Origin of the sequence: Janthinobacterium kumbetense, from assembly GCF_023703445.1 — a bacterium.
GTDB classification, from domain to species: domain Bacteria; phylum Pseudomonadota; class Gammaproteobacteria; order Burkholderiales; family Burkholderiaceae_D; genus Janthinobacterium; species Janthinobacterium kumbetense.
The window spans coordinates 364,291-382,275 of record NZ_JAMQGR010000003.1 but is presented as its reverse complement, the minus strand read 5'-3'; the positions used below and the strand labels follow the sequence as shown (position 1 = coordinate 382,275).

Sequence of the window (17,985 nt, the reverse complement as noted above, 5' to 3'; positions counted from 1 at the left end):
CATACGCCACCTTTGCCATACAGAGAACACCCGATGCCCCATTCCCGATACGCCCTGCCGTCGCTGCGCACGGCCGTGCTGGCCGCCGCGCTGGCCAACCTGTCCGCCTGCGCCAGCCCGCCCGCGCACGAAACGCTGTTCCTCGCCACCACCCTCACGCCCGCGCACTCCTTTACCAAGGGCATCGAAGGCCCGGCCGTGGATGCGGATGGCAATATCTATGCCGTCAACTTTGCGCGCCAGCAAACCATCGGCAAGGTCAGCCCCGGCGGCATGGGCGAGGTGTACCTGACCTTGCCTGGCACCAGCATCGCCAACGGCATCCGCTTCGGCAGCCGTGGGCAGATGTACCTGGCCGACTACATGGAACACACGATTTACCTGGTCGACCCGGCCACGCGCGCGCTCACCATCCACGCGCGCGAACCGCGCATGACGCAGCCGAACGACATCGCCATCACGGCCGACGACGTACTGTATGCGAGCGACCCGAACTGGAAGGAAAACACGGGCCGCGTGTGGCGCATCGCGCAAGACGGCACGGTGACCCTGGCGCTCGACACCATGGGCACGGCCAACGGCATCGAAGTGAGTCCTGACGGCAAGATCTTGTATGTGAATGAAAGCGTGCAACGCAATATCTGGATGTATGACATCGCCGCGGACGGCAGCCTGAGCGGCAAGCGTTTGCTAATCAAGTTCGACGATTTCGGCATGGACGGCATGCGCGTGGACGTCGACGGCAACCTGTACGTGACGCGCTACGGCAAGGGCAGCGTGGTCAAACTGTCGCCGCAGGGCCGCATCTTGCGCGAGATCAGCGTACCCGGCGCCAAGCCGAGTAACATCACCTTCGGCGGTCCCGATGGCCGCACGGCGTACGTGACGGAAGTGGTGCAGGGGCGGCTGCTGCAATTTCGCGTCGACCGCCCGGGCCTGGAATGGCAGCGGGCGCAGCAGCATAAAGTAAATGCGGCAAATGCGGCGGCAGCGGCAGCAGCCGCGACAACCCCGCCACCGGCTGCCGCGGAGTCCGTCAGCGCGGAATGACGCGTTCCGCCTTCAACTTTTCGAACAGGCTGAAGAAGGCGTCTTGCGTATCCTGGTAATCAAGGAAGCCGGCCTTGCGGCTCTTGCCCATGTCCGTCATCACTTCCATCGGCCGGCCCAGGTCGGCATCCGTATGCCACCAGGAAGCGAGGCGGCCGACATCCAGCTCGGCCAGATCATGCTGCTGCGCGATGGCGCGCCACTGGGCGGGGGCATCCTGCATGCGCCCGGCCAGCGGCGCCATCACCTCGGGCAAACCGGCCGCCGCGACGCCGAAATAGGCGGCCAGGCGCGGCCACAGCCACTTCCAGCGGAAGACGTCGCCATTGACGATATTGAAGTCTTCGTTGCGCGCGGCGGGGCTGTCGGCCGCCCACGCCAGGTGGCGCGCGATCTGGCCCGCGTCCGTCATGTCGGACAAGCCGTGCCATTGCGCGGGCGAACCAGGAAACACGAAGGGCTGGCCGCCGGCCTTGCACAAATTCGCATACACGGCCAGGGTCAGGCCCATGTTCATGGCATTGCCCAGCGCGTAGCCGATGATGGTGTGCGGGCGGTGCACGCTCCACGTAAATCCGTACTGCGCGGCCGCTTCAAACAGCCGGTCTTCCTGAGCATAGTAGAAATTCTCGACCGCCTGCCGGCCCTGCTCTTCGCGAAATGGCGTGACGGGCACGCTGCCCTTGCCATACGCGTCGAACGGTCCCAGATAATGCTTGAGGCCAGTGACCAGCGCCGCATGGCGCAAGTGGCCGGCCGGTCCCAGCGCGGCCAGCACATTGGCCACCATGGCGCCATTGACGCGGATGTTTTCCTGCTCGTTTGCCTGGCGTGCCCAGGCCGTGAAAAAGACGTGGCTGGCGTCCAGGCCCGCCAGGGCGGCGCTGACGGCCGCGCCATCCGTGGCATCCAATTGCAGGGAAGTGCAGCCTGCCGGCACGGGCGTGCGGCCGCGCGAAACGCCCGTCACCTGCCAGCCCTGCGCCAGCAAGTGCGTGGCCAGGTTGCTGCCGATGATGCCGCTGGCGCCGATGATGAGAGCGTGTTTTTGCATGAGAGAAAGCCTCCGAAAGAAAAAAACATCATATCCGCGACATCAATTCTTATCCGCGATACTATTTCCCCCTATTCATGAATAAAATTCGCGGATCATGTTTTCATCGGAACATCTCAAGGGCCTCACACCGTTTCTCGCCACGGCCGACGCGGGCAGTTTTACCAAGGCGGCCGAGCGCCTGCACCTGAGCAGCTCGGCCGTCAGCAAGAGCGTGGCGCGGCTGGAAGAACGGCTGGGCGTGCTGCTGTTCGAGCGCAGCACGCGCCGGCTGAAACTGAGCGACGCGGGCCGCGCCTACTACGCCACCTGCAAGCGCGTGCTGCAGGAACTGATGGATGCGGAAGACGTGCTGGCCGAACACGCGACGGAGCTGGCGGGCAAGGTGCGCATCGGCGTACCCGCCTCGTACGGGCGCCTGCGCGTGATGCCTGCGCTGCTGGAGCTGTGCGCGCAGTATCCGCGCCTGCAGCCGTCGATCGCCTTCAGCGACCGCTTCGTCGACCTGTTCGAGGAGCGCATCGACATCGCCGTGCGCATCGGCGCGCCCTCGCACTGGCCCGCCGCGCTGGGCCAGATGCACCTGGGCGACGAACAGCTGATCCTGTGCGCGGCGCCCAGCTACCTGGCGCGGCGCGGCACGCCCGCGTCCATCGCGCAGCTCGACGACCACGACTGCATCGCCTACGGACGCGGCGACGGTTCGCCCATGCCGTGGGTCTTCCCTGACGTCGCCACGGGCGGTCAGGTCGAGCACCGCCTGGCCTCTCCCCGCATGACGGTGGGCGACGCGGAAGCGCGCACGGCCGCCGTACTGGCCGGCCTGGGCGTGGCGCAGCTGGCCACGTGGCTGGTGCACGAGCACCTGGCCACGGGCGCCATCGTGGCGGTGCTGCCGGCACTGGCCACGCAAGGCTTGCCCCTGTACCTGGCGTGGCCGCTGGCGCGCCAGCTGACGCCGAAAACAGGCACCCTGCTGCAGGAACTGCGGCAGCGGCTGACGATCAGTTGATTCAGTTAATTCAGTTGAAAATTCCGCTTGACCCTGACGTTACGTCAGGTGCGATTCTGCTTGCACGCACCCGGAAAGGAGTACCCCATGCTGTTGAAAATCGGTGAACTGGCCAAGATGACAGGCTTGAGCATCCGCACCCTGCACCACTACGACAGCATCGGTCTGCTCTCGCCCTCGGCGCGCACGCAAGCTGGCTACCGCCTGTACCAGCACGGCGACATGGACCGGCTGCACCGGATCATGGCGCTGCGCAAGTTCGGGTTGTCGCTGGCCGATATCGCCAACGCCCTCGCCGGCCCGGCCCTGCCTTTGCATTCCATCGTGGCGCAGCAGATCGCCATGTTGGAACGCCAGATCGCGCAAGCTTCCACCTTGCGCGAACGCCTGCGCACCCTGCAGGCGCAACTGGCGCAGGGGCAGGCGCCGGAACTGGCCGAGTGGCTCACCACTATGGAGTTAATGACCATGTACGATAAATACTTTAGTCCCGAAGAACTGCAACAGCTGCCGCTGCTGACAGATAGCGCCGTGGAACAGGAATGGAAAGCACTGGTAGCGAGGGTGCGCGCCGTCAAGGAGGCGGGCGCCGGCCCCGGCGATGCGCAAGCACAAGCGCTGGCCACGGAATGGATGGTCAAGCTGGTGCGCGACACGGGCGCCCACCCGGGCCTGTTCGCGCGTCTGAACAGCATGCACGAGCAGGAACCATCGATGCAAGCGACGACCAGCGTCGATGCGGACGTGATGCAATTCATCATCGCCGCCTTCAATGCCTCGCGCATTGCGCTGTATCGACCTTTCCTCGATGAGCAGGAATACGCGTATTTACTCGCCAACTACGGCAGGCGTTCGGGCGAGTGGCCGGCCCTGATCGCCGCCGTGCGCGCCGCCATGGATGCGCGCACGCCGCCCACCGACCCGGCCGTGCTGCAGCTGGCGCGGCAGTGGCTGGACCTGTTCCGCTCGTATGCGGGCACGAACCCGGCCACGCAGCTGAAATTCCGCCAGGCGCACCAGCAGGAACCGCGTCTGATGGAAGGCAGCTTCGTCGACGGGGCCATGCTGCAATACCTGGGCGCGGCGATGGCCGTGGTGGCGCAGGAGCGTCCCGCCAAATAAGTTGACGTGTGGCATCTCGTGGGCGGCGCCATGTAGAATCGGCCTTCGCCCACGAGAGGAACAACCGATGCGCCGCTTTCTGTTTGCTTGCCTGACCCTGCCCGCCCTGCATGCCGCCATGGCGGCCGAGCCGCCCGTGCAAGGGGTGTGGCAGGGCACCGTGGGCAAGGCCAATATCGTGGCTTGCTTCAACCAGCCCAGCCCCACGCAAGGGTCTGACCGCAGCGGCAACTATTACTACACGCGCTACAAGACGCCGATCATGCTGGCCAAGCCGAACGGCAAGACGCTGTGGCAGGAACTCGACGCCAAGGGCGACACGACGGGCACCTGGTCCCTGAATGCGCCGCAAGACGGCAAAGTCACCGGCACCTGGGCAGACCCGAAAAGCGGCAAGACCCTGCCCCTGGCCCTGACCCTGCTGGAAGCGGCGGGCGACCGCGAGCATCCATCCTGCGCCAGCGATGCCTACAACCTGGCGCTGGAAGATTTTCCCAATACCAAGACGAGCAAGCCGATCGCCTTCGAAGGCAAGCAATACCGCAACCTGCAAGTGGGCGACACCATCACCGTGGAATTGATCGCACCCGGCGATGGCGTGACAAAAATCAATGCTCAGCTGCGCGCCGTGCTGGCAAAAAATAAAAAAGACCTGGCCGACTTCTATGCCACGCGCCGCGAATACCTGGGCCGCAACGGTTTCACAACGGAAGACGAAGTGTATGCGGAGCCGACCTACTGGTCGCCGCGCTGGGTGACGGTCAAGTTCTACCGCTGGGCGACAGGCTATGGCGCCAACGGCATCTCCATCAAATTCCGTACCTGGGACGTCAAAACGGGCCAGGAAACGGACGTGTGGAACTGGTTTGGCGCCAGCGCCAGCGATGGCGACGACAAGGCCGAATTGCCGGACCGCTTGCGCCAGGCCCTGTTCAAGGACGTGAAAATCGATGCCGAATGCAAGGGCACGGATTACGACGGCCGAGGCCGCTTCCACCTGTCCCTGAAGCCGGAAGGCGTGTCGTTCTGGGAAGACTCGAACGGCAGCGGCTGCGAAAACGATTTTTTACTGCCGTACAGCAAGGTCGGCCCCTTCCTCACCGTCAAGGGCCGCGCCGCGCTCAGCGATTTGCTGCCGAAGAACTAAGCAGCACCTCTGCCACCATCTCCGCCGTGGCGGCCGCCAGGGTCCAGCCCAGGTGGCCGTGGCCCGTGTTGTAGTACACGCCCGGCGCCTTGCCCGGCCCCACTTTCGGCAGCATGTCCGGGAGCATGGGGCGCAAGCCCGCCCACGGGATCACCTTGCGCGTATTGACGCCCGGAAAACACTGCTCCACCCAGCGCACCAGCGGGCGGATGCGGTCGGCGCGGATGTCGTCATTGAAGCCATTGAATTCCGCCGTGCCCGCCACTCTGAGCCGGTCTTCGCCCAGGCGGCTGCTGACCAGCTTGGTCGCGTCGTCGAGCAGGCTGACCTTCGGCGCCGCCGCGCGGCTGGCTGCGTCGTCGAGCTGCACCGTGATCGAATAGCCTTTCACGGGATACACATTCACATGGTCGCCCAGCATTGCCGCCATGGCGCGGCTGGCCGTGCCCGCGCAGATGACGACGGCGTCGAACAGGGTGCTGTCCTCGCCCGCGCCCACGCTGATGCGCACCTTGCCGTGTTCGCGCGCCAGCGCGGTGACCTGCGCACCGTAGCGGCAAGCCACGCCCAGGCGGACGCAGGCGTCGGCCAGGCCGCTGGTGAATTTGTGGATGTCGCCCGTGGAATCGCTGTCCGTGTAGTAGCCGCCATAAAAGTCGCCCTGCAAGGCCGGCTCGATGACGCGCATTTCCTGCCGCGTGACGGCGCGCCGCTCCAGCCCGCCCTGCGCCAGCAGGCGCGACACGCCCGCCGCCCGCTCGAAGCCGCGCCGGTCACGGTAGACGTGCAGGATGCCGGCGCGGCGATGATCGAAATCAATATGCTCTTCCTGCGCCCAGGCAAACAAGTGTGCGCGCGCGGCGATCGCCAGGCGCGCCGTGGCGATGGTGTTGCGCTCGTAGGCGGGCATGGCGGCAAGGAATTGCGCAAACCAGCTCAGCTTGTGCCAGCTGGGCCATGGATGCAGCAGCAGGGGCGCATCGCGCCGCGCCATCCATTTCAGGGCGTTCAAAATCGTTGCCTTGTGGTTCCACACTTCCGCGTGCGAGGCCGACAATTGCCCGCCGTTCGCATACGACGTTTCCATGGCGGCATAACGGTGACGCTCGATCAGGGTGACATTGACGCCCCGTTTCGCCAGCGCGTAAGCGGTGGTGACGCCCGTGATGCCCCCGCCCAGCACGGCCACGCGCTTCATGCCTCAGACTCCATTTTCTGCTCCACCTTGTGCACGACGGTATCGCCCGCCTGCAGTACGCGGCCATCCTCGGCCAGCACGTCCATGCGGCGCACGGGCAAGCCTGAACCGCGCTGCAGCAAGGTCGAATGCGCCTCGCCCGCCGCGAACAATTGCGCCTCGCTCCACTGGCGCAAGCCGACGACGACGGGAAACAGCGCCAGCCCCTTGAGCGTCAGCACGTACTCCTGGTAGGCCGTGCCGTCCGATGCGGGCGCGACCGTAAAGATGCCCTCTTCCACCAGCGTGTGCAGGCGGTCGGCCAGGATGTTCTTCGCCACGCCCAGGCTTTTCTGGAACTCGCCGAACCGGCGCATGCCGTCGAAGGCGTCGCGCACGATCAGGAGCGACCAGCGCTCGCCGATCGCGTCGAGCGCGCGCGCCACGGGACAGGGGTCGGTTTTCAGGCTCTTGCGCTTGGCCACGGGCATTCTCCAGGATTGAGTGGTTGCATTTTAAAACTTCCCGGCGTAGACTCCAACTGGTTTTAATTTGAAACCACTTACATACAGACCCATGCGCGATACCAACCCATCCATCACGACAGCACTTCCCCCTTCCCTCGTCTGGCTGTTTGCCACGGCGGCCGGCCTCAGCGTGGCCAATGTGTATTACGCCCAGCCCTTGCTCGCCACCCTGGCGCAGGAATTCGGCATGACGGAAGCGGCCAGCGGCATGGTCATCACGGCCACGCAGCTCGGCTGCGCGCTGGCCCTGCTGCTGCTGGTGCCCCTGGGCGATATGCTGAACCGGCGCCGCCTGACCCTGTTCCAGCTGGGCTTGCTGGCCATCTCCCTGGCGGCGCTGGGCTGCGCCCGCTCCACGGCCGCCTTGCTGGGCGGCATGCTGCTGGTGGGTCTGCTGGGCACGGCCATGACGCAGGGTTTGATCGCGTATGCAGCCAGCGCGGCAGCCAGCCACGAGCGGGGCCGCGTGGTCGGCATGGCGCAGGGCGGCGTGGTGATCGGCTTGCTGTTGGCGCGCACCCTGTCCGGCGTGGTGGCCGATGTGGCCGACTGGCGCGCCGTGTACTTTGTTTCGGCGGCCATCGCCTGCGCCCTGCTGTTGCTGCTGTGGCGCAAGCTGCCGCCGGCGCAGCCGGCCAGCGAACGGCTGGCGTATGGCGCCCTGCTCGCCTCGATGGTGGAGATGTTGATGCACAACAAGGTCTTGCGCGTGCGGGGCACGCTGGCCCTGCTGATGTTTGCCGTGTTCAATATTTTCTGGAGCGCCCTGGTGCTGCCCTTGACGGCGCAAGGCTACAGCCATGCGGCCATCGGCGCGTTTGGTCTGGTGGGCGTGGTGGGGGCGCTGGGGGCGGCGCGCGCCGGGGCGCTGGCCGATAATGGCCGCGCGCAGTGGACGACGGGCGCAGCCCTGTTGCTGCTGCTGGCCGCGTGGCTGCCGCTCGGCTTTGCGGGCGCGGCCCTGTGGCCCTTGCTCGTCGGCATCATCGCGCTGGACCTGGCGGGCCAGGCCATCCACGTGACGAACCAGAGCCTGATTTTCAAGCAGGACAGCGACGCGCACAGCCGCCTGGTGGCGTGCTACATGCTGTTTTATGCGGTGGGAAGCGGACTCGGTGCGATTGCCGCCACCAGCGTGTATGCGCTGGCGGGCTGGCATGGGGTATGCGCGCTGGGCGCGGCGGTCAGCTTGCTCGCCCTGCTGTTCTGGCGACTGACCTTGCCTGCTGAAAAAGCTTAGTTCAGCATGGCCGCGGTAGAACCATGGCGGTAGGTTTTCAAGGCGTCCGGCTGGATCTGGATCAGCGAACCGCTGACTTTAATCAAATGCAAGTCCGTCAACTGGTGCAGCACGCGCGACAGGGTGGCGGGCGCCAGGTTCAGGAACGATGCCAACAGACTTTTCTTCAAGTCCAGCTTGACCTCGTTCGAACGCTGCTGGTCCGAAGCTTGCAGCAGATACTCGACCACGCGCTGGGTGGCGTTCTGCACGGAGCAGCGCTCCACGTTGCGGATAAAACCCATCAGGTGATGCGACAGGCTGTTCATCATCTGGCGCGCGATACGGGGCGACTGGTCCAGCAGGCGCAGCAGCGCGTGCGGCGGAATGCGCAGCAGCAGGCAGTGCTCGAGCGCTTCGGCGCAGAACGGATACGGTTCATCGAGGAAAATCATGGCTTCGCCGAAACTCTGGCCCGGACGGATCAGTTCCAGTACCTTGTCGGTACCTTCCATGGAAAACACGCTCAGCTTGACGAGGCCGAAGACCACCACATAGGCGCCTTCCGCCACTTCGCCCTTGCGGAACAGTACTTTGCCTTTTTCCACTTCGACGCGCACGACATCCTGGCGCAATTGCTCTAATTGCGAAGGGGAAATATGGCGAAACAGAGCCTGGCTCGATAGCAAGCCATCGACGTTGACCTTATGCATGACACTCTCTTATTAGATTAGCGAATGACTAAGAGTGTAATGCGCAGGCACGGTCAAGGCCATACGTCAAAGGAACTAGGGTTGTCTAGGCCGGAACGCCATGCAGATCAAACAATCGCGCATTCCTTGCGCACTATTTGCACTTTGTTTGATCTTTATTTGCTCAACTCGCGCTCGACGGCATACACGGCGATCTGCACGCGGCTGCTGAGCTTAAGCTTTTTGAGGATGTTTTGCACGTGGATTTTCACCGTGCTTTCGGCCACATCGAGCTGGCGCGCGATTTCCTTGTTGCTCAATCCTTGCGCCAGGCATGCCATGGCTTCGCGTTCGCGCGGCGTCAGTTTGTCATAGTCGGCCTGGGGCGCGTTCTGCCCCGCGCGGAACTGCGACACCAGCTTGGCCGTCATGGCGTCGGCGATCACGGATTCGCCGGCGGCGGCGCGGCAAATGGCCTGGCCCAGCTGCTCGGCTTCGATATTTTTCAGCAGGTAGCCGCGCGCGCCCGCGCGCAGGGCCGCGCCCAGGTCGGCCGCGTTTTCCGACACGGTCAGCATCAGCACGACCATCTGCGGCAAGTCCTGCAAGATCAGCTGCAGCGCCTCGACGCCGGACACGCCGGGCATGTTCAAGTCCATCAGCACCACGTCGGGCCGCAGTTCGGCCGTCAGGCGCACGCCGTCCAGCCCGTTCGATGCCTCGCCCACCACCTGGAATTGAGGATTGCGCTGCAGCAGCAGCTTGACGCCGCTGCGCAGCAAGGTGTGGTCGTCGACCAGCAGGATTTTGATTGGTGCGTTCACTATGTTTGTGGCCTGATAGGGATAAGTCATCTGTTACGCGGCCTGGCGCCGGGCTGCCGGCAAGGCCAGCGAGATCGTCGTGCCGCCGCCGGGCGTGCTGTCGATGGCAAATTGCGCACCGAGCCGCTCGGCTCTTTCCTGCATGATACGCAAGCCGATCTGCAATTCCGTTTTCTTGTCGCGCAGGTTGGCGGCGAAGCCTTCGCCATCGTCGCGCACCTGCAGCGCGAAATCGCGCCCGTTGACCACGCGCAGCGCCACGTTGCTCGCTTGCGCGTGCTTGCGGATATTCGACAGCGCTTCCTGCACGATGAACAGGATCTGCAACTGCTGCTCGGGCGCCAGCGGCGCGCCATTGCCGCTCATGTCCAGGGTGCCGACGACGCCCGTCTGCAGCTCGAACTTGGCCAGCACTTCCGACAGCTTGCTTTCCAGGTCACTGCCATGCCAGCGCGTGCGGAAATTGACCAGCAATTCGCGCACGTCCTGGTAGCTTTGCTCGACGCCCATGCGCATCAGCGGCAACACTTCGGCCGCTTCGTCGAGCTGGCCCCGGCGCACGGAATCGTCGAGCATCTGCACTTGCAGGCTGATGAAGTTGAGGCTTTGCGCAATGCTGTCATGCAAGCCTTCAGCCAGCAGGCTGCGTTCGCGCGCCACGGCGAATTCCTTTTCGCGCGCGATCAGGCGCTGGTTTTCGATGGCGATGCCCAGGCTCTGGCCCAGCGTTTCCAGCCAGCCCTGCTGCTGCGCATGCACGGCTTGCGGGCGCGCAAAGTGCAGCGAAAAACTGCCCACCACCTGGTCGCGCGCGAGGATGGGGAAGACGGCGATGGCGATAAATCCTTCATCCTGGCAACGGTAGCGCTGCAAGGCATCGACCTGGCGGAAATCGCGGATCTGGATCACACCCTGCGCCACGGCCGCGCCGCACAGGCAATCGTTGTTGCGGATGCAGTGTTCCTCTTCCACCATGGCGTCGGAAATGCCCTCGTGCACGATGATGTGCACGGTATCGTGCTGCGGATCGAGGATGCGCACGGTGCCCCCTTCCGCCTGCGCGAACTGCATCACGTGGCGCAGGAAGCCGCGGCACAGCGCATCGATGGCGTGCTGTCCCGCCAGCAAGGTGGAAATCTCGTGCAGGGTGGCCAGCTGGCGTTCCTGCGCGGCGCTCAGGCCCGACTCGGCTTGCGCCAGGCGGCGCTGGCGCCAGCGCGACGCTGGAAGTTGTTTGCGGGAAGATTGACTGCGCGGCGCATGCATGAAGAACTCGAATCTGAAAAGTAGTGCGCCCGGCAAGCGCTGCGGCTTGCCGGGCTGGTAAAGGTTACAAACGGATCTCGGTACCGAGCAGCTTGACAAACTGCGCCAGCCAGGCCGGGTGCGCGGGCCACGCGGGCGCCGTGACGAACTGGCCATCCGTAACGGCGTCCGTGACGGCGATGTCGGCATACGTGCCGCCCGCCAGCTTCACTTCCGGCGCGCAGGCGGGATAGGCGGAAATGCGCTTGCCGCGGATGACGTCGGCGGCGGCCAGCAATTGCGCGCCGTGGCAGACGGCCGCGACAGGCTTGCCCGCGTCGGCGAAATGACGCACGGCGGCGATGACTTTCTCGTTCAGGCGCAGGTATTCGGGGGCACGGCCGCCGGCGATCATCACGGCGTCATAGTGGGCCGGGTCGATGTCGTCGAAGCTGGCGTTCAGGGTGAACAAATGGCCCGGCTTTTCCGTGTAGGTCTGGTCGCCCTCGAAATCGTGGATGGCCGTCTTGATCGTCTCGCCGCTCTTCTTGCCGGGGCACACGGCATGCACGGTATGGCCGAGCATCAGCAGGGCCTGGAACGGTACCATCGTTTCATAATCTTCTGCAAAATCGCCGGTCAAAAACAGAATTTTCTTCGCTGCCATTTAGTTCTCCTATGAAAGATTGATCCCGCATCCCTGCCAGCAAGACGCACCGCAAGGCGTATCTTAGCGCGACTTGGCAACCATACTGGATATTTATCAAACTTTTGCGCCTTGATCGAGGATTTTACAGGCTGAGGCAGAATTTTTTACAGGCTGGCAGGTCAAACTCGGACGCCCCCACTCGAAAGCCTGGCCATGCACACCGCCACCAGCCCCCTTGCTGCGCCTGCCCTGATCCGCATCTTCGACCATTTTGCCGATGCGCAGCAGGCCCGCAGCGCCCTGCTCGACGATGGTTTCCCCGCGCACGCCGTGCAGCTCGACACGGTCGACGACGAGGCCGTCCCCACCGTCCCCATACAGGGCAAGGCCGCGTGGCGCGGCATGTTCCGCCTCGTCGTGGCCATCGGCAATGCGCAGGAACGGGAACGGGCGCACGCCATCGTGCAGACGCATCACGGCTGCGATATCGAACAACGCACGGCCAGCCACGTGGGCGGCCGGCGCGCAGGCGTCGCTACGCTCGCTGGCTGAGGCGCTCTCCCCCGCGCGGCCGAATTATGGCAAGATCAAGCTTCCTTCATTCCTCAGTGGAACTTGCCATGATTTTTGAAATTGCCCACATCCAGATCAAATCGGCCACGCACGCTGCCTTCGAAGCGGCCGTGACGAAAGCCATCCCCCTGTTCCAGCGCGCGCGCGGCTGCGAGTCGATGCGCCTGGAGCGCTCGATCGAAAACGGCGACGCCTACCGCCTCGTCGTGGGCTGGACGACGCTGGAAGACCACACCGTGCATTTCCGCGGCAGCGACGACTTCCAGGCCTGGCGCGGCCTGGTGGGCGAATTCTTCGCCGCCCCGCCCCAGGTCGAGCACATGAACACGGTGGTGACCGGTTTTTAATATCGGCAGGCGGCACGGGCTGTCAATGTCCGTGCCGGCGCCTTAAACGGCAGGGTGGTGAAACACTTGCCGCAAATACGCAAGGAAAGTTTCATCCTTGCACAGGGTCTTGCCCGGCGAATCCGACAATTTCGCCACGGACTGGCCATTGCAGCGCACCAGTTTCATGACGATGTTGAGCGGCGTCAAACCGACATCGTTGGTGAGATTGGTGCCGATGCCGAAGCCCGTCATGATGCGGTCGGCGAAGTGCTGGTACAGGGCAAACGCCTTGTCCAGGTCCAGGCCGTCGGAAAACACGAGGCGCTTGGTATTGGCGTCGATGCGCAGGGCCGCGTAGTGGGCCAGCGCCTTCTCGCCCCACTCGACGGGGTCGCCCGAATCGTGGCGCAAGCCGTCGAACAGCTTGGCAAAATACAGGTCGAAGTCGGCCAGGAAGGCGTCCATGCCGACCACGTCTGTCAGGGCGATGCCCAGGTCGCCCCGGTATTCCTGCACCCAGTCTTCCAGTGCCGCCTTTTGAAAGTCGCGCAGGCGCACGCCAAACGACTGGAACGATTGCATGTATTCATGGGCCATGGTGCCGATCGGCACGATGCCGAGCTTTTTCGCCAGGTAGACATTCGACGTGCCCTTGAAATATTCGGGCACCTCGCGCGCCAGGCGCTGCACCACCTCATCATGCCAGGCGCCGGAAAAGCGCCGGCGCACGCCGAAATCGGAAAACTCGAATGGATGCTTGCGCCTTGGCAGCTTGCCGAACTCCTTCACGGCCGCCACTTTCAATCCCAGGCGGTGGCGCCCTTCGCGCATGGCCGCGTCCAGGTCGAAACGGCGGAAATACAGTTCGTTGATGATGTACAACACGAAAATCTCGAAGCCCATCACATGCACTTGCGGCCCGGCCGCGTGCACGAGCAAGGTGTCGCCATCCGTGCTCACTTCGATGAACTTGCGCTGGAAGCGGAACACCGTCAAAAAGTCGACGAAATCGCTCTTCATGAAGCGCAGGGTGCGTAAATAGGCCAGCTCGTCGTCGGCAAACGACATCGAGCATAAATGGTCGAGCTGCTCTTCCAGCTCGCCCTTCAGTTCGGCCAGGGGAAAGGCCGTGGCGTTGCGGCAGACAAATTCGTATTCGGTATGGGTATTCGGATGACCGTGCAGCAATGCTTGCCACATTGTAAATTTATACAGATCGGTTTCCAGCAAACTGCGCACTATCGGGGTCATGTGTGTTTTCTCCAACTTCCTGAAGCCAGAATAGTACGCCACTGCAAGCATTTCAGCAGGACACAATCGACAATGGTTCAGGCAATCGCGTTCGCCTGCAGTTCGGGCAGGACGTCGGCGGATGTCGCCAGCCGCGCGCCGCGCGCATGCATGGCGGCCAGGAAGTCGTGCTGCTGCGCTTCAAAGCCCGTGACAGGGCTCATGCAGTCCGTCAGCAAGACCAGGCGCGCCAGCGCCTGCGGTCCCTGCTGCGCTTGCAGGTAGTCGGCGATGTGCTCGGTGCTGGCTTTCACGCAATGGCTGCCCGCTTCGCCGGTGACATAAATCTGCTGCGCCGGCAGCAAGGTATCGAGGAAGGCGCGGTTGAGCTGGGTGGCCGCATCCTGCGGATCGGGCACTTCCGCCATGACGGCCGAGTAATGCTCGGTCCATGGATTCGAACCCTTGCTCAACTTGGCCACCACTTGCAGCCGCTCCACTTCCCACGCGTTGTAGGCGGCGCGCACGGCCGCGTGGACATTCTGCCCCCAGCTGCCGATCTCGCAATGCACGGGCCACACCATCAATTGATAGCGCCCCGCTTGCTGCAAGGCATCCAGATAGGCCAGCGCGCGCGGCAAGGCGCCGCTGGCGGCGGGCAGGAACAGGCGGTCGCGCACCTGCTGCGCGCTGATCTGGGTAAATGGCGGCACGGCGCCGCCATCGCCCGTGCGCCAGAAGGCGGGGTGGGCGATGTCGTAGCGGTGGTGCGCATCGAGCGTGATGCTGATCTGCGTCAAACCGCCGCCTCCTTCGCGGATCAATTGCGCCACGCGCAGCATATCCTGGTGGGCGCCGGGCACGGCCAGCGCCGGTGCGGCGTCTGGCGGCAGCCATGCGGCGGGCAAGTCGCAAAAATCGTTTTGCGGATCGATGACGAGCAGGTGCAACTGGCGTTTCATGGCGGTCCTCTGGCGTGGCAATACTTCGCATGATACGGGCAACTGCGCCGGCGCGCCTGCACCGGCTACGTGTGCTCATTCGTAATAACTTGCGCAGAAACAAGCCACTCGACGCTTCAGGGATGGAAGACATAGCGGCGCTGGCGCCGCTCGACCAGCTTGACGGCCACCTCGCCCGCCTCCGCCACGGCGTCCGCTTCCGTTGTAAACTGGTGGTCGGCCGACACCCGGCGCTTTTTCACCAGGTTGACCCGGTGCATGGGGTTGCGCGACGGGGCATAGATGGCAACGTAGGCGCCCCATAGCTTGCAGCCCCGCAAGGGTTCCGCCGTGTAATTCACCTCATAAAAATCAACATACTTTATCGGCACGATGTTCGCTCCAAAAATGACATGGCCGGACAGCTTGTCTCTACGGACTGACGCGGTAAAAAGGTAAAACCATGCGTTCACGCCTGCTCGGGATACCCGATGCGGCTTTGTTTTTATAACGCGGCACAGGAGAAAATGGATGAATGACTACCTCATCTTCATGCACGACGACACGGAAACACCGGTGGACGTCGCCACGCCGGCCTGGGAAGATTACTTCGCCATGCTCAGGGCCAGCGGCCGCTTCTGCGGCGGCAGTTCCATCGGTCCCGGTATCTGCGTGCACCGGTCCGGCCAGGCCAAACCGGTCACGCCACACTTGTCAGGTTATATACGTGTACAAGCTGAAAGTATAGACGATGCAAAAAAATTGTTAATCGGAAACCCCGTACTGAACGCAGGGGGGACGGTGGAAATTCGCGAGCTGCCGCGCGACTGACACGGCGTCGCCGGCCCCCTACTTCCCGGCCTCGGCCGCGGAATGCATGGACCACACGACGCTGAGGATTTTCCATTCGCCATCGCGCTTAACCATTTGCCACGCTTCCACGCCATAGTTGGACAATTTATTGCCGACGAGGAATTCGTAGTCGAAGTTGACCCACGCGACATGGCGGTCCTGGGTGATCTTGACGTTGTAGAATTTTTCTTCCGTGCGCTGCGGTTCGCGCTTGATGAAGTTGGCGAAACCGACATAGCCGGCCGCCCCGACGCCGTCGAAGTGGACGTCCGTCGTGTCGCGCATTTTCTTGATGAAATCGTCGTCGGCAGGCGAGGCGAACAGGATGTTCGTATGCAGCAGCAGCGACGACAGCAGCTTGACATCCTTGGCGATCAGGGCCGCCTGGAAGTCGGCGACGACTTTTTCGATGGCGCGGATATCTTCGGGCGTGGAAGCGTGGCGCCCCACGTGGGACGGCGCCACGGGCGCAGTTTGCGCCAGCGCAATGCCTGCTGAAAACAAACAACATCCGAACAATACCGCGCTTGCCAACTTGTGCATGAGGGACTTTCATGGCGAACCGCTCGCCGGGCCGGCACGGGGCGTGCCGCCGGCAAGCTTATGTCAACCATGGCAGATTGGCAATCCCCCTTTGGAACTAGAGGCGAGCCTGATTCAGGCAGCCAGGGCTTCGATCGAGGCGCGGCCCTTGGCGATTGCGCTGCTGACGGCTTCCTCGCCCATGGCCACGCCTTCGGCTTGCACGAACTCGATGTCGGTGATGCCGATGAAGCCCAGCGCCGTGCGCAGATAAGTGCTCAGGTAGTCATACGCGGCGCCGGGGCCTTCGCTGTAGACGCCGCCGCTGGCCGTGAAAATGACCGCTTTCTTGCCCGTTGCCAAGCCAACGGGGCCCGTCGCCGTGTACTGGAACGTGCGGCCCGCGCGCGCCACGTGGTCGATCCACGCCTTCAGGGTCGAGGGCACGGAAAAGTTGTACATGGGCGCGGCCAGCACCAGCACGTCGGCCGCCAGCAATTCGTCAACCAGGGTATCGGACAATTGCACGGCCGCTGCCGCCTGCGCGCTGCGCTGGTCGGCCGGGGTGAAGAAGGCGCCCATCACCTCTTCCGTCAAGTGCGGCACGGGCTGCGCCGCCAGGTCGCGTTCGACGACGCTGGCCCCTTGCGCGGCCAGTTTGGCGACGAATTCGCCGGACAATTGACGAGAAAGGGAACCGCTGTTGCGCACACTGCTATTAATGTATAAGACCTTGCTCATGAAGTGCTCCTGTGAAGATGGGTGACGGGAATGGCCGCATCGCAGCCCTTGCACACAGCATAGTTCGGGTCTACCATCGAGAAAACCGTGTAAATATAAATGATTAGCATCGAATTTCTAGATATGGAGTCAGCATGAGAGAACCGGGCCAGCCTTCGCTCGACCAGTTGCGCGTGTTTGTCGCCGTCATCGACGCGGGCGGTTTCGCCCACGCGGCGCGCCAGTTGCACCGCACGCAGTCGGTGATCAGCTACACCATCGCCAACCTGGAAGAACAACTGAACGTGGTGCTGCTCGACCGCGGCAAGCGCAAGCCCACCCTGACGGACGCGGGCAAGGCCCTGCTGGCCGACGCGCGCGCCGTGGCCCTGAAGGTCGACGGCATGCGCGCGCGTGCCAAAGCCTTGGCCGGCGGGCTGGAGGCGGAAGTGTCGGTGGTGGTCGACGTGATGTTTCCCACCTGCGTGCTGGTGCGCGTGCTCGAAGCGTTCCAGGCGCAGTTCCCCACCGTCGCCCTGCGCCTGCGCATCGAGGCGATGGGCGCCGTGGCGCAACTGGTGATGGATGGCAGCTGCCATATCGGCCTCGGTGGCTGGATGACGGCCACGGCCAGCGTCTTCGAGCGCCTGGCCGTGGGCCACGTGCGCCTGATTCCCGTGGCCGCGCCCAGCCACGCGCTGGCGCAGCTGGCAGGCCCGATTTCCTCCAACGTGGCGCGCGAACACGTGCAGCTGGTGCTCAGCGACCGCAGCGTGCTGACGGAAGGCCAGGATTTCGGCGTGCTGGGATTGCGCAACTGGCGCCTGGGCGACCTCGGTTCCAAGCACGCACTGCTGCGCGCGGGCCTGGGCTGGGGCAACATGCCCGAAGCGATGGTGCGCGACGACCTGGCGGAAGGCCGCCTGGTGCACCTGCCGCTGGCCGTCGACAATGGCGAGAATTACCCGATTTATCTGATCCAGCGCGCCGACACGCCGCCGGGCCAGGCGGGCAAGTGGCTGACGGAGCGGTTCGCGGAGCAGTTGCCGCTGCTGGCCCAAGGGTTTTAAACGCCAAACAAAACCTACTGCGCGTCGCGC

General features: G+C 63.8%; 21 protein-coding genes. 9 read left to right on the top strand and 12 right to left on the bottom strand.

The window, feature by feature from the left end:
• Positions 1-33 precede the first annotated feature (33 nt).
• A complete protein-coding gene (locus tag NCG91_RS12630; protein ID WP_251349931.1) occupies positions 34-1,050 on the top strand; it encodes an SMP-30/gluconolactonase/LRE family protein in 1,017 nt (338 codons plus the stop codon).
• Here NCG91_RS12630 and NCG91_RS12625 read toward each other — a convergent pair.
• Positions 1,037-2,104: an SDR family oxidoreductase gene (locus NCG91_RS12625; protein WP_099665164.1), complete on the bottom strand. Its 1,068-nt coding sequence runs from the start codon at positions 2,102-2,104 to the stop codon at positions 1,037-1,039. The two genes, NCG91_RS12630 and NCG91_RS12625, sit on opposite strands and share 14 nt — an antisense overlap.
• A 97-nt stretch (positions 2,105-2,201) precedes the next feature.
• Between NCG91_RS12625 and NCG91_RS12620 the strand changes: the two genes are divergently transcribed.
• The 3 genes from NCG91_RS12620 to NCG91_RS12610 all read left to right on the top strand — a co-directional run bounded on the left by NCG91_RS12620 (position 2,202) and on the right by NCG91_RS12610 (position 5,385).
• Positions 2,202-3,116 carry a LysR family transcriptional regulator gene (locus NCG91_RS12620; protein WP_251349930.1) on the top strand — a complete coding sequence of 305 codons (915 nt, stop codon included), beginning with the start codon at positions 2,202-2,204 and terminating at the stop codon, positions 3,114-3,116.
• A gap of 87 nt (positions 3,117-3,203) precedes the next feature.
• Complete coding sequence (locus NCG91_RS12615) at positions 3,204-4,238, top strand: MerR family transcriptional regulator (RefSeq protein WP_251349929.1); 1,035 nt, start codon at positions 3,204-3,206, stop codon at positions 4,236-4,238.
• Between the two features lie 67 nt (positions 4,239-4,305).
• On the top strand, positions 4,306-5,385 hold the full coding sequence (locus NCG91_RS12610) for a hypothetical protein (RefSeq protein WP_251349928.1): 1,080 nt from the start codon (positions 4,306-4,308) through the stop codon (positions 5,383-5,385).
• Here the strand turns inward: NCG91_RS12610 and NCG91_RS12605 are convergent.
• Positions 5,360-6,583: a D-amino acid dehydrogenase gene (locus tag NCG91_RS12605; protein WP_251349927.1), complete on the bottom strand. Its 1,224-nt coding sequence runs from the start codon at positions 6,581-6,583 to the stop codon at positions 5,360-5,362. The two genes, NCG91_RS12610 and NCG91_RS12605, sit on opposite strands and share 26 nt — an antisense overlap.
• Positions 6,580-7,047: a winged helix-turn-helix transcriptional regulator gene (locus NCG91_RS12600; RefSeq protein ID WP_251349926.1), complete on the bottom strand. Its 468-nt coding sequence runs from the start codon at positions 7,045-7,047 to the stop codon at positions 6,580-6,582. The genes NCG91_RS12605 and NCG91_RS12600 overlap by 4 nt, the downstream gene beginning before the upstream one ends.
• Before the next feature lie 91 nt (positions 7,048-7,138).
• Here NCG91_RS12600 and NCG91_RS12595 point away from each other — a divergent pair, with 91 nt between their 5' ends.
• The gene (locus NCG91_RS12595) at positions 7,139-8,329 is read left to right on the top strand and encodes an MFS transporter (RefSeq protein ID WP_251349925.1); all 1,191 of its coding nucleotides are present in this window, start codon (positions 7,139-7,141) and stop codon (positions 8,327-8,329) included.
• On the opposite strand, the gene NCG91_RS12590 is transcribed toward NCG91_RS12595, so the two are convergent.
• The 4 genes from NCG91_RS12590 to NCG91_RS12575 all read right to left on the bottom strand — a co-directional run bounded on the left by NCG91_RS12590 (position 8,326) and on the right by NCG91_RS12575 (position 11,736).
• Positions 8,326-9,021, bottom strand: coding sequence for a Crp/Fnr family transcriptional regulator (locus NCG91_RS12590; protein WP_034781930.1), 696 nt, complete (start codon positions 9,019-9,021; stop codon positions 8,326-8,328). The genes NCG91_RS12595 and NCG91_RS12590 overlap by 4 nt on opposite strands.
• A 155-nt stretch (positions 9,022-9,176) precedes the next feature.
• Positions 9,177-9,854, bottom strand: coding sequence for a response regulator (locus tag NCG91_RS12585; protein WP_170846465.1), 678 nt, complete (start codon positions 9,852-9,854; stop codon positions 9,177-9,179).
• Between the two features lie 3 nt (positions 9,855-9,857).
• Positions 9,858-11,090, bottom strand: a complete 1,233-nt coding sequence (locus tag NCG91_RS12580) for a GAF domain-containing sensor histidine kinase (RefSeq protein WP_099665170.1) — start codon at positions 11,088-11,090, stop codon at positions 9,858-9,860.
• Between the two features lie 64 nt (positions 11,091-11,154).
• Entirely contained in the window at positions 11,155-11,736 is a 582-nt protein-coding gene (locus tag NCG91_RS12575; protein WP_099665171.1) for a DJ-1/PfpI family protein, read from the bottom strand.
• Positions 11,737-11,931: 195 nt separating this feature from the next.
• Between NCG91_RS12575 and NCG91_RS12570 the strand changes: the two genes are divergently transcribed.
• Positions 11,932-12,270, top strand: coding sequence for a hypothetical protein (locus NCG91_RS12570; RefSeq protein ID WP_251349924.1), 339 nt, complete (start codon positions 11,932-11,934; stop codon positions 12,268-12,270).
• A gap of 68 nt (positions 12,271-12,338) precedes the next feature.
• Positions 12,339-12,638: an antibiotic biosynthesis monooxygenase family protein gene (locus NCG91_RS12565; RefSeq protein WP_034781921.1), complete on the top strand. Its 300-nt coding sequence runs from the start codon at positions 12,339-12,341 to the stop codon at positions 12,636-12,638.
• A gap of 42 nt (positions 12,639-12,680) precedes the next feature.
• Here the strand turns inward: NCG91_RS12565 and pncB are convergent, their stop codons facing one another.
• The 3 genes from pncB to NCG91_RS12550 all read right to left on the bottom strand — a co-directional run bounded on the left by pncB (position 12,681) and on the right by NCG91_RS12550 (position 15,183).
• Entirely contained in the window at positions 12,681-13,871 is a 1,191-nt protein-coding gene (gene pncB / locus NCG91_RS12560) for a nicotinate phosphoribosyltransferase (RefSeq protein ID WP_099665174.1), read from the bottom strand.
• A gap of 77 nt (positions 13,872-13,948) precedes the next feature.
• A complete protein-coding gene (locus NCG91_RS12555; protein WP_251349923.1) occupies positions 13,949-14,812 on the bottom strand; it encodes a cysteine hydrolase family protein in 864 nt (287 codons plus the stop codon).
• A 116-nt stretch (positions 14,813-14,928) separates the two neighbouring features.
• Positions 14,929-15,183: a hypothetical protein gene (locus NCG91_RS12550; RefSeq protein WP_099665176.1), complete on the bottom strand. Its 255-nt coding sequence runs from the start codon at positions 15,181-15,183 to the stop codon at positions 14,929-14,931.
• 139 nt (positions 15,184-15,322) lie between these two features.
• On the opposite strand from NCG91_RS12550, the gene NCG91_RS12545 reads away from it, so the two are divergent.
• Positions 15,323-15,622, top strand: coding sequence for a YciI family protein (locus tag NCG91_RS12545; protein ID WP_099665177.1), 300 nt, complete (start codon positions 15,323-15,325; stop codon positions 15,620-15,622).
• A gap of 18 nt (positions 15,623-15,640) precedes the next feature.
• On the opposite strand, the gene NCG91_RS12540 is transcribed toward NCG91_RS12545, so the two are convergent.
• Both NCG91_RS12540 and NCG91_RS12535 read right to left on the bottom strand, forming a co-directional pair.
• The gene (locus NCG91_RS12540) at positions 15,641-16,147 is read right to left on the bottom strand and encodes a Cif family virulence factor (RefSeq protein WP_251349922.1); all 507 of its coding nucleotides are present in this window, start codon (positions 16,145-16,147) and stop codon (positions 15,641-15,643) included.
• Between the two features lie 153 nt (positions 16,148-16,300).
• Positions 16,301-16,906: an FMN-dependent NADH-azoreductase gene (locus NCG91_RS12535; protein WP_099665179.1), complete on the bottom strand. Its 606-nt coding sequence runs from the start codon at positions 16,904-16,906 to the stop codon at positions 16,301-16,303.
• A gap of 134 nt (positions 16,907-17,040) precedes the next feature.
• On the opposite strand from NCG91_RS12535, the gene NCG91_RS12530 reads away from it, so the two are divergent.
• Complete coding sequence (locus NCG91_RS12530) at positions 17,041-17,955, top strand: LysR family transcriptional regulator (protein WP_251349921.1); 915 nt, start codon at positions 17,041-17,043, stop codon at positions 17,953-17,955.
• Positions 17,956-17,985 lie beyond the last annotated feature (30 nt).

Excerpts from the sequence above, each read along its gene's own strand:
- NCG91_RS12630 (WP_251349931.1), top strand. The coding sequence starts at position 34 with ATGCCCCATTCCCGATACGCCCTGCCGTCGCTGCGCACGGCCGTGCTG.
- NCG91_RS12625 (WP_099665164.1), bottom strand. The coding sequence starts at position 2,104 with ATGCAAAAACACGCTCTCATCATCGGCGCCAGCGGCATCATCGGCAGC.
- NCG91_RS12620 (WP_251349930.1), top strand. The coding sequence starts at position 2,202 with ATGTTTTCATCGGAACATCTCAAGGGCCTCACACCGTTTCTCGCCACG.
- NCG91_RS12615 (WP_251349929.1), top strand. The coding sequence starts at position 3,204 with ATGCTGTTGAAAATCGGTGAACTGGCCAAGATGACAGGCTTGAGCATC.
- NCG91_RS12610 (WP_251349928.1), top strand. The coding sequence starts at position 4,306 with ATGCGCCGCTTTCTGTTTGCTTGCCTGACCCTGCCCGCCCTGCATGCC.
- NCG91_RS12605 (WP_251349927.1), bottom strand. The coding sequence starts at position 6,583 with ATGAAGCGCGTGGCCGTGCTGGGCGGGGGCATCACGGGCGTCACCACC.
- NCG91_RS12595 (WP_251349925.1), top strand. The coding sequence starts at position 7,139 with ATGCGCGATACCAACCCATCCATCACGACAGCACTTCCCCCTTCCCTC.
- NCG91_RS12590 (WP_034781930.1), bottom strand. The coding sequence starts at position 9,021 with ATGCATAAGGTCAACGTCGATGGCTTGCTATCGAGCCAGGCTCTGTTT.
- NCG91_RS12585 (WP_170846465.1), bottom strand. The coding sequence starts at position 9,854 with ATGACTTATCCCTATCAGGCCACAAACATAGTGAACGCACCAATCAAA.
- NCG91_RS12580 (WP_099665170.1), bottom strand. The coding sequence starts at position 11,090 with ATGCATGCGCCGCGCAGTCAATCTTCCCGCAAACAACTTCCAGCGTCG.
- NCG91_RS12575 (WP_099665171.1), bottom strand. The coding sequence starts at position 11,736 with ATGGCAGCGAAGAAAATTCTGTTTTTGACCGGCGATTTTGCAGAAGAT.
- NCG91_RS12570 (WP_251349924.1), top strand. The coding sequence starts at position 11,932 with ATGCACACCGCCACCAGCCCCCTTGCTGCGCCTGCCCTGATCCGCATC.
- NCG91_RS12565 (WP_034781921.1), top strand. The coding sequence starts at position 12,339 with ATGATTTTTGAAATTGCCCACATCCAGATCAAATCGGCCACGCACGCT.
- pncB (WP_099665174.1), bottom strand. The coding sequence starts at position 13,871 with ATGACCCCGATAGTGCGCAGTTTGCTGGAAACCGATCTGTATAAATTT.
- NCG91_RS12555 (WP_251349923.1), bottom strand. The coding sequence starts at position 14,812 with ATGAAACGCCAGTTGCACCTGCTCGTCATCGATCCGCAAAACGATTTT.
- NCG91_RS12545 (WP_099665177.1), top strand. The coding sequence starts at position 15,323 with ATGAATGACTACCTCATCTTCATGCACGACGACACGGAAACACCGGTG.
- NCG91_RS12535 (WP_099665179.1), bottom strand. The coding sequence starts at position 16,906 with ATGAGCAAGGTCTTATACATTAATAGCAGTGTGCGCAACAGCGGTTCC.
- NCG91_RS12530 (WP_251349921.1), top strand. The coding sequence starts at position 17,041 with ATGAGAGAACCGGGCCAGCCTTCGCTCGACCAGTTGCGCGTGTTTGTC.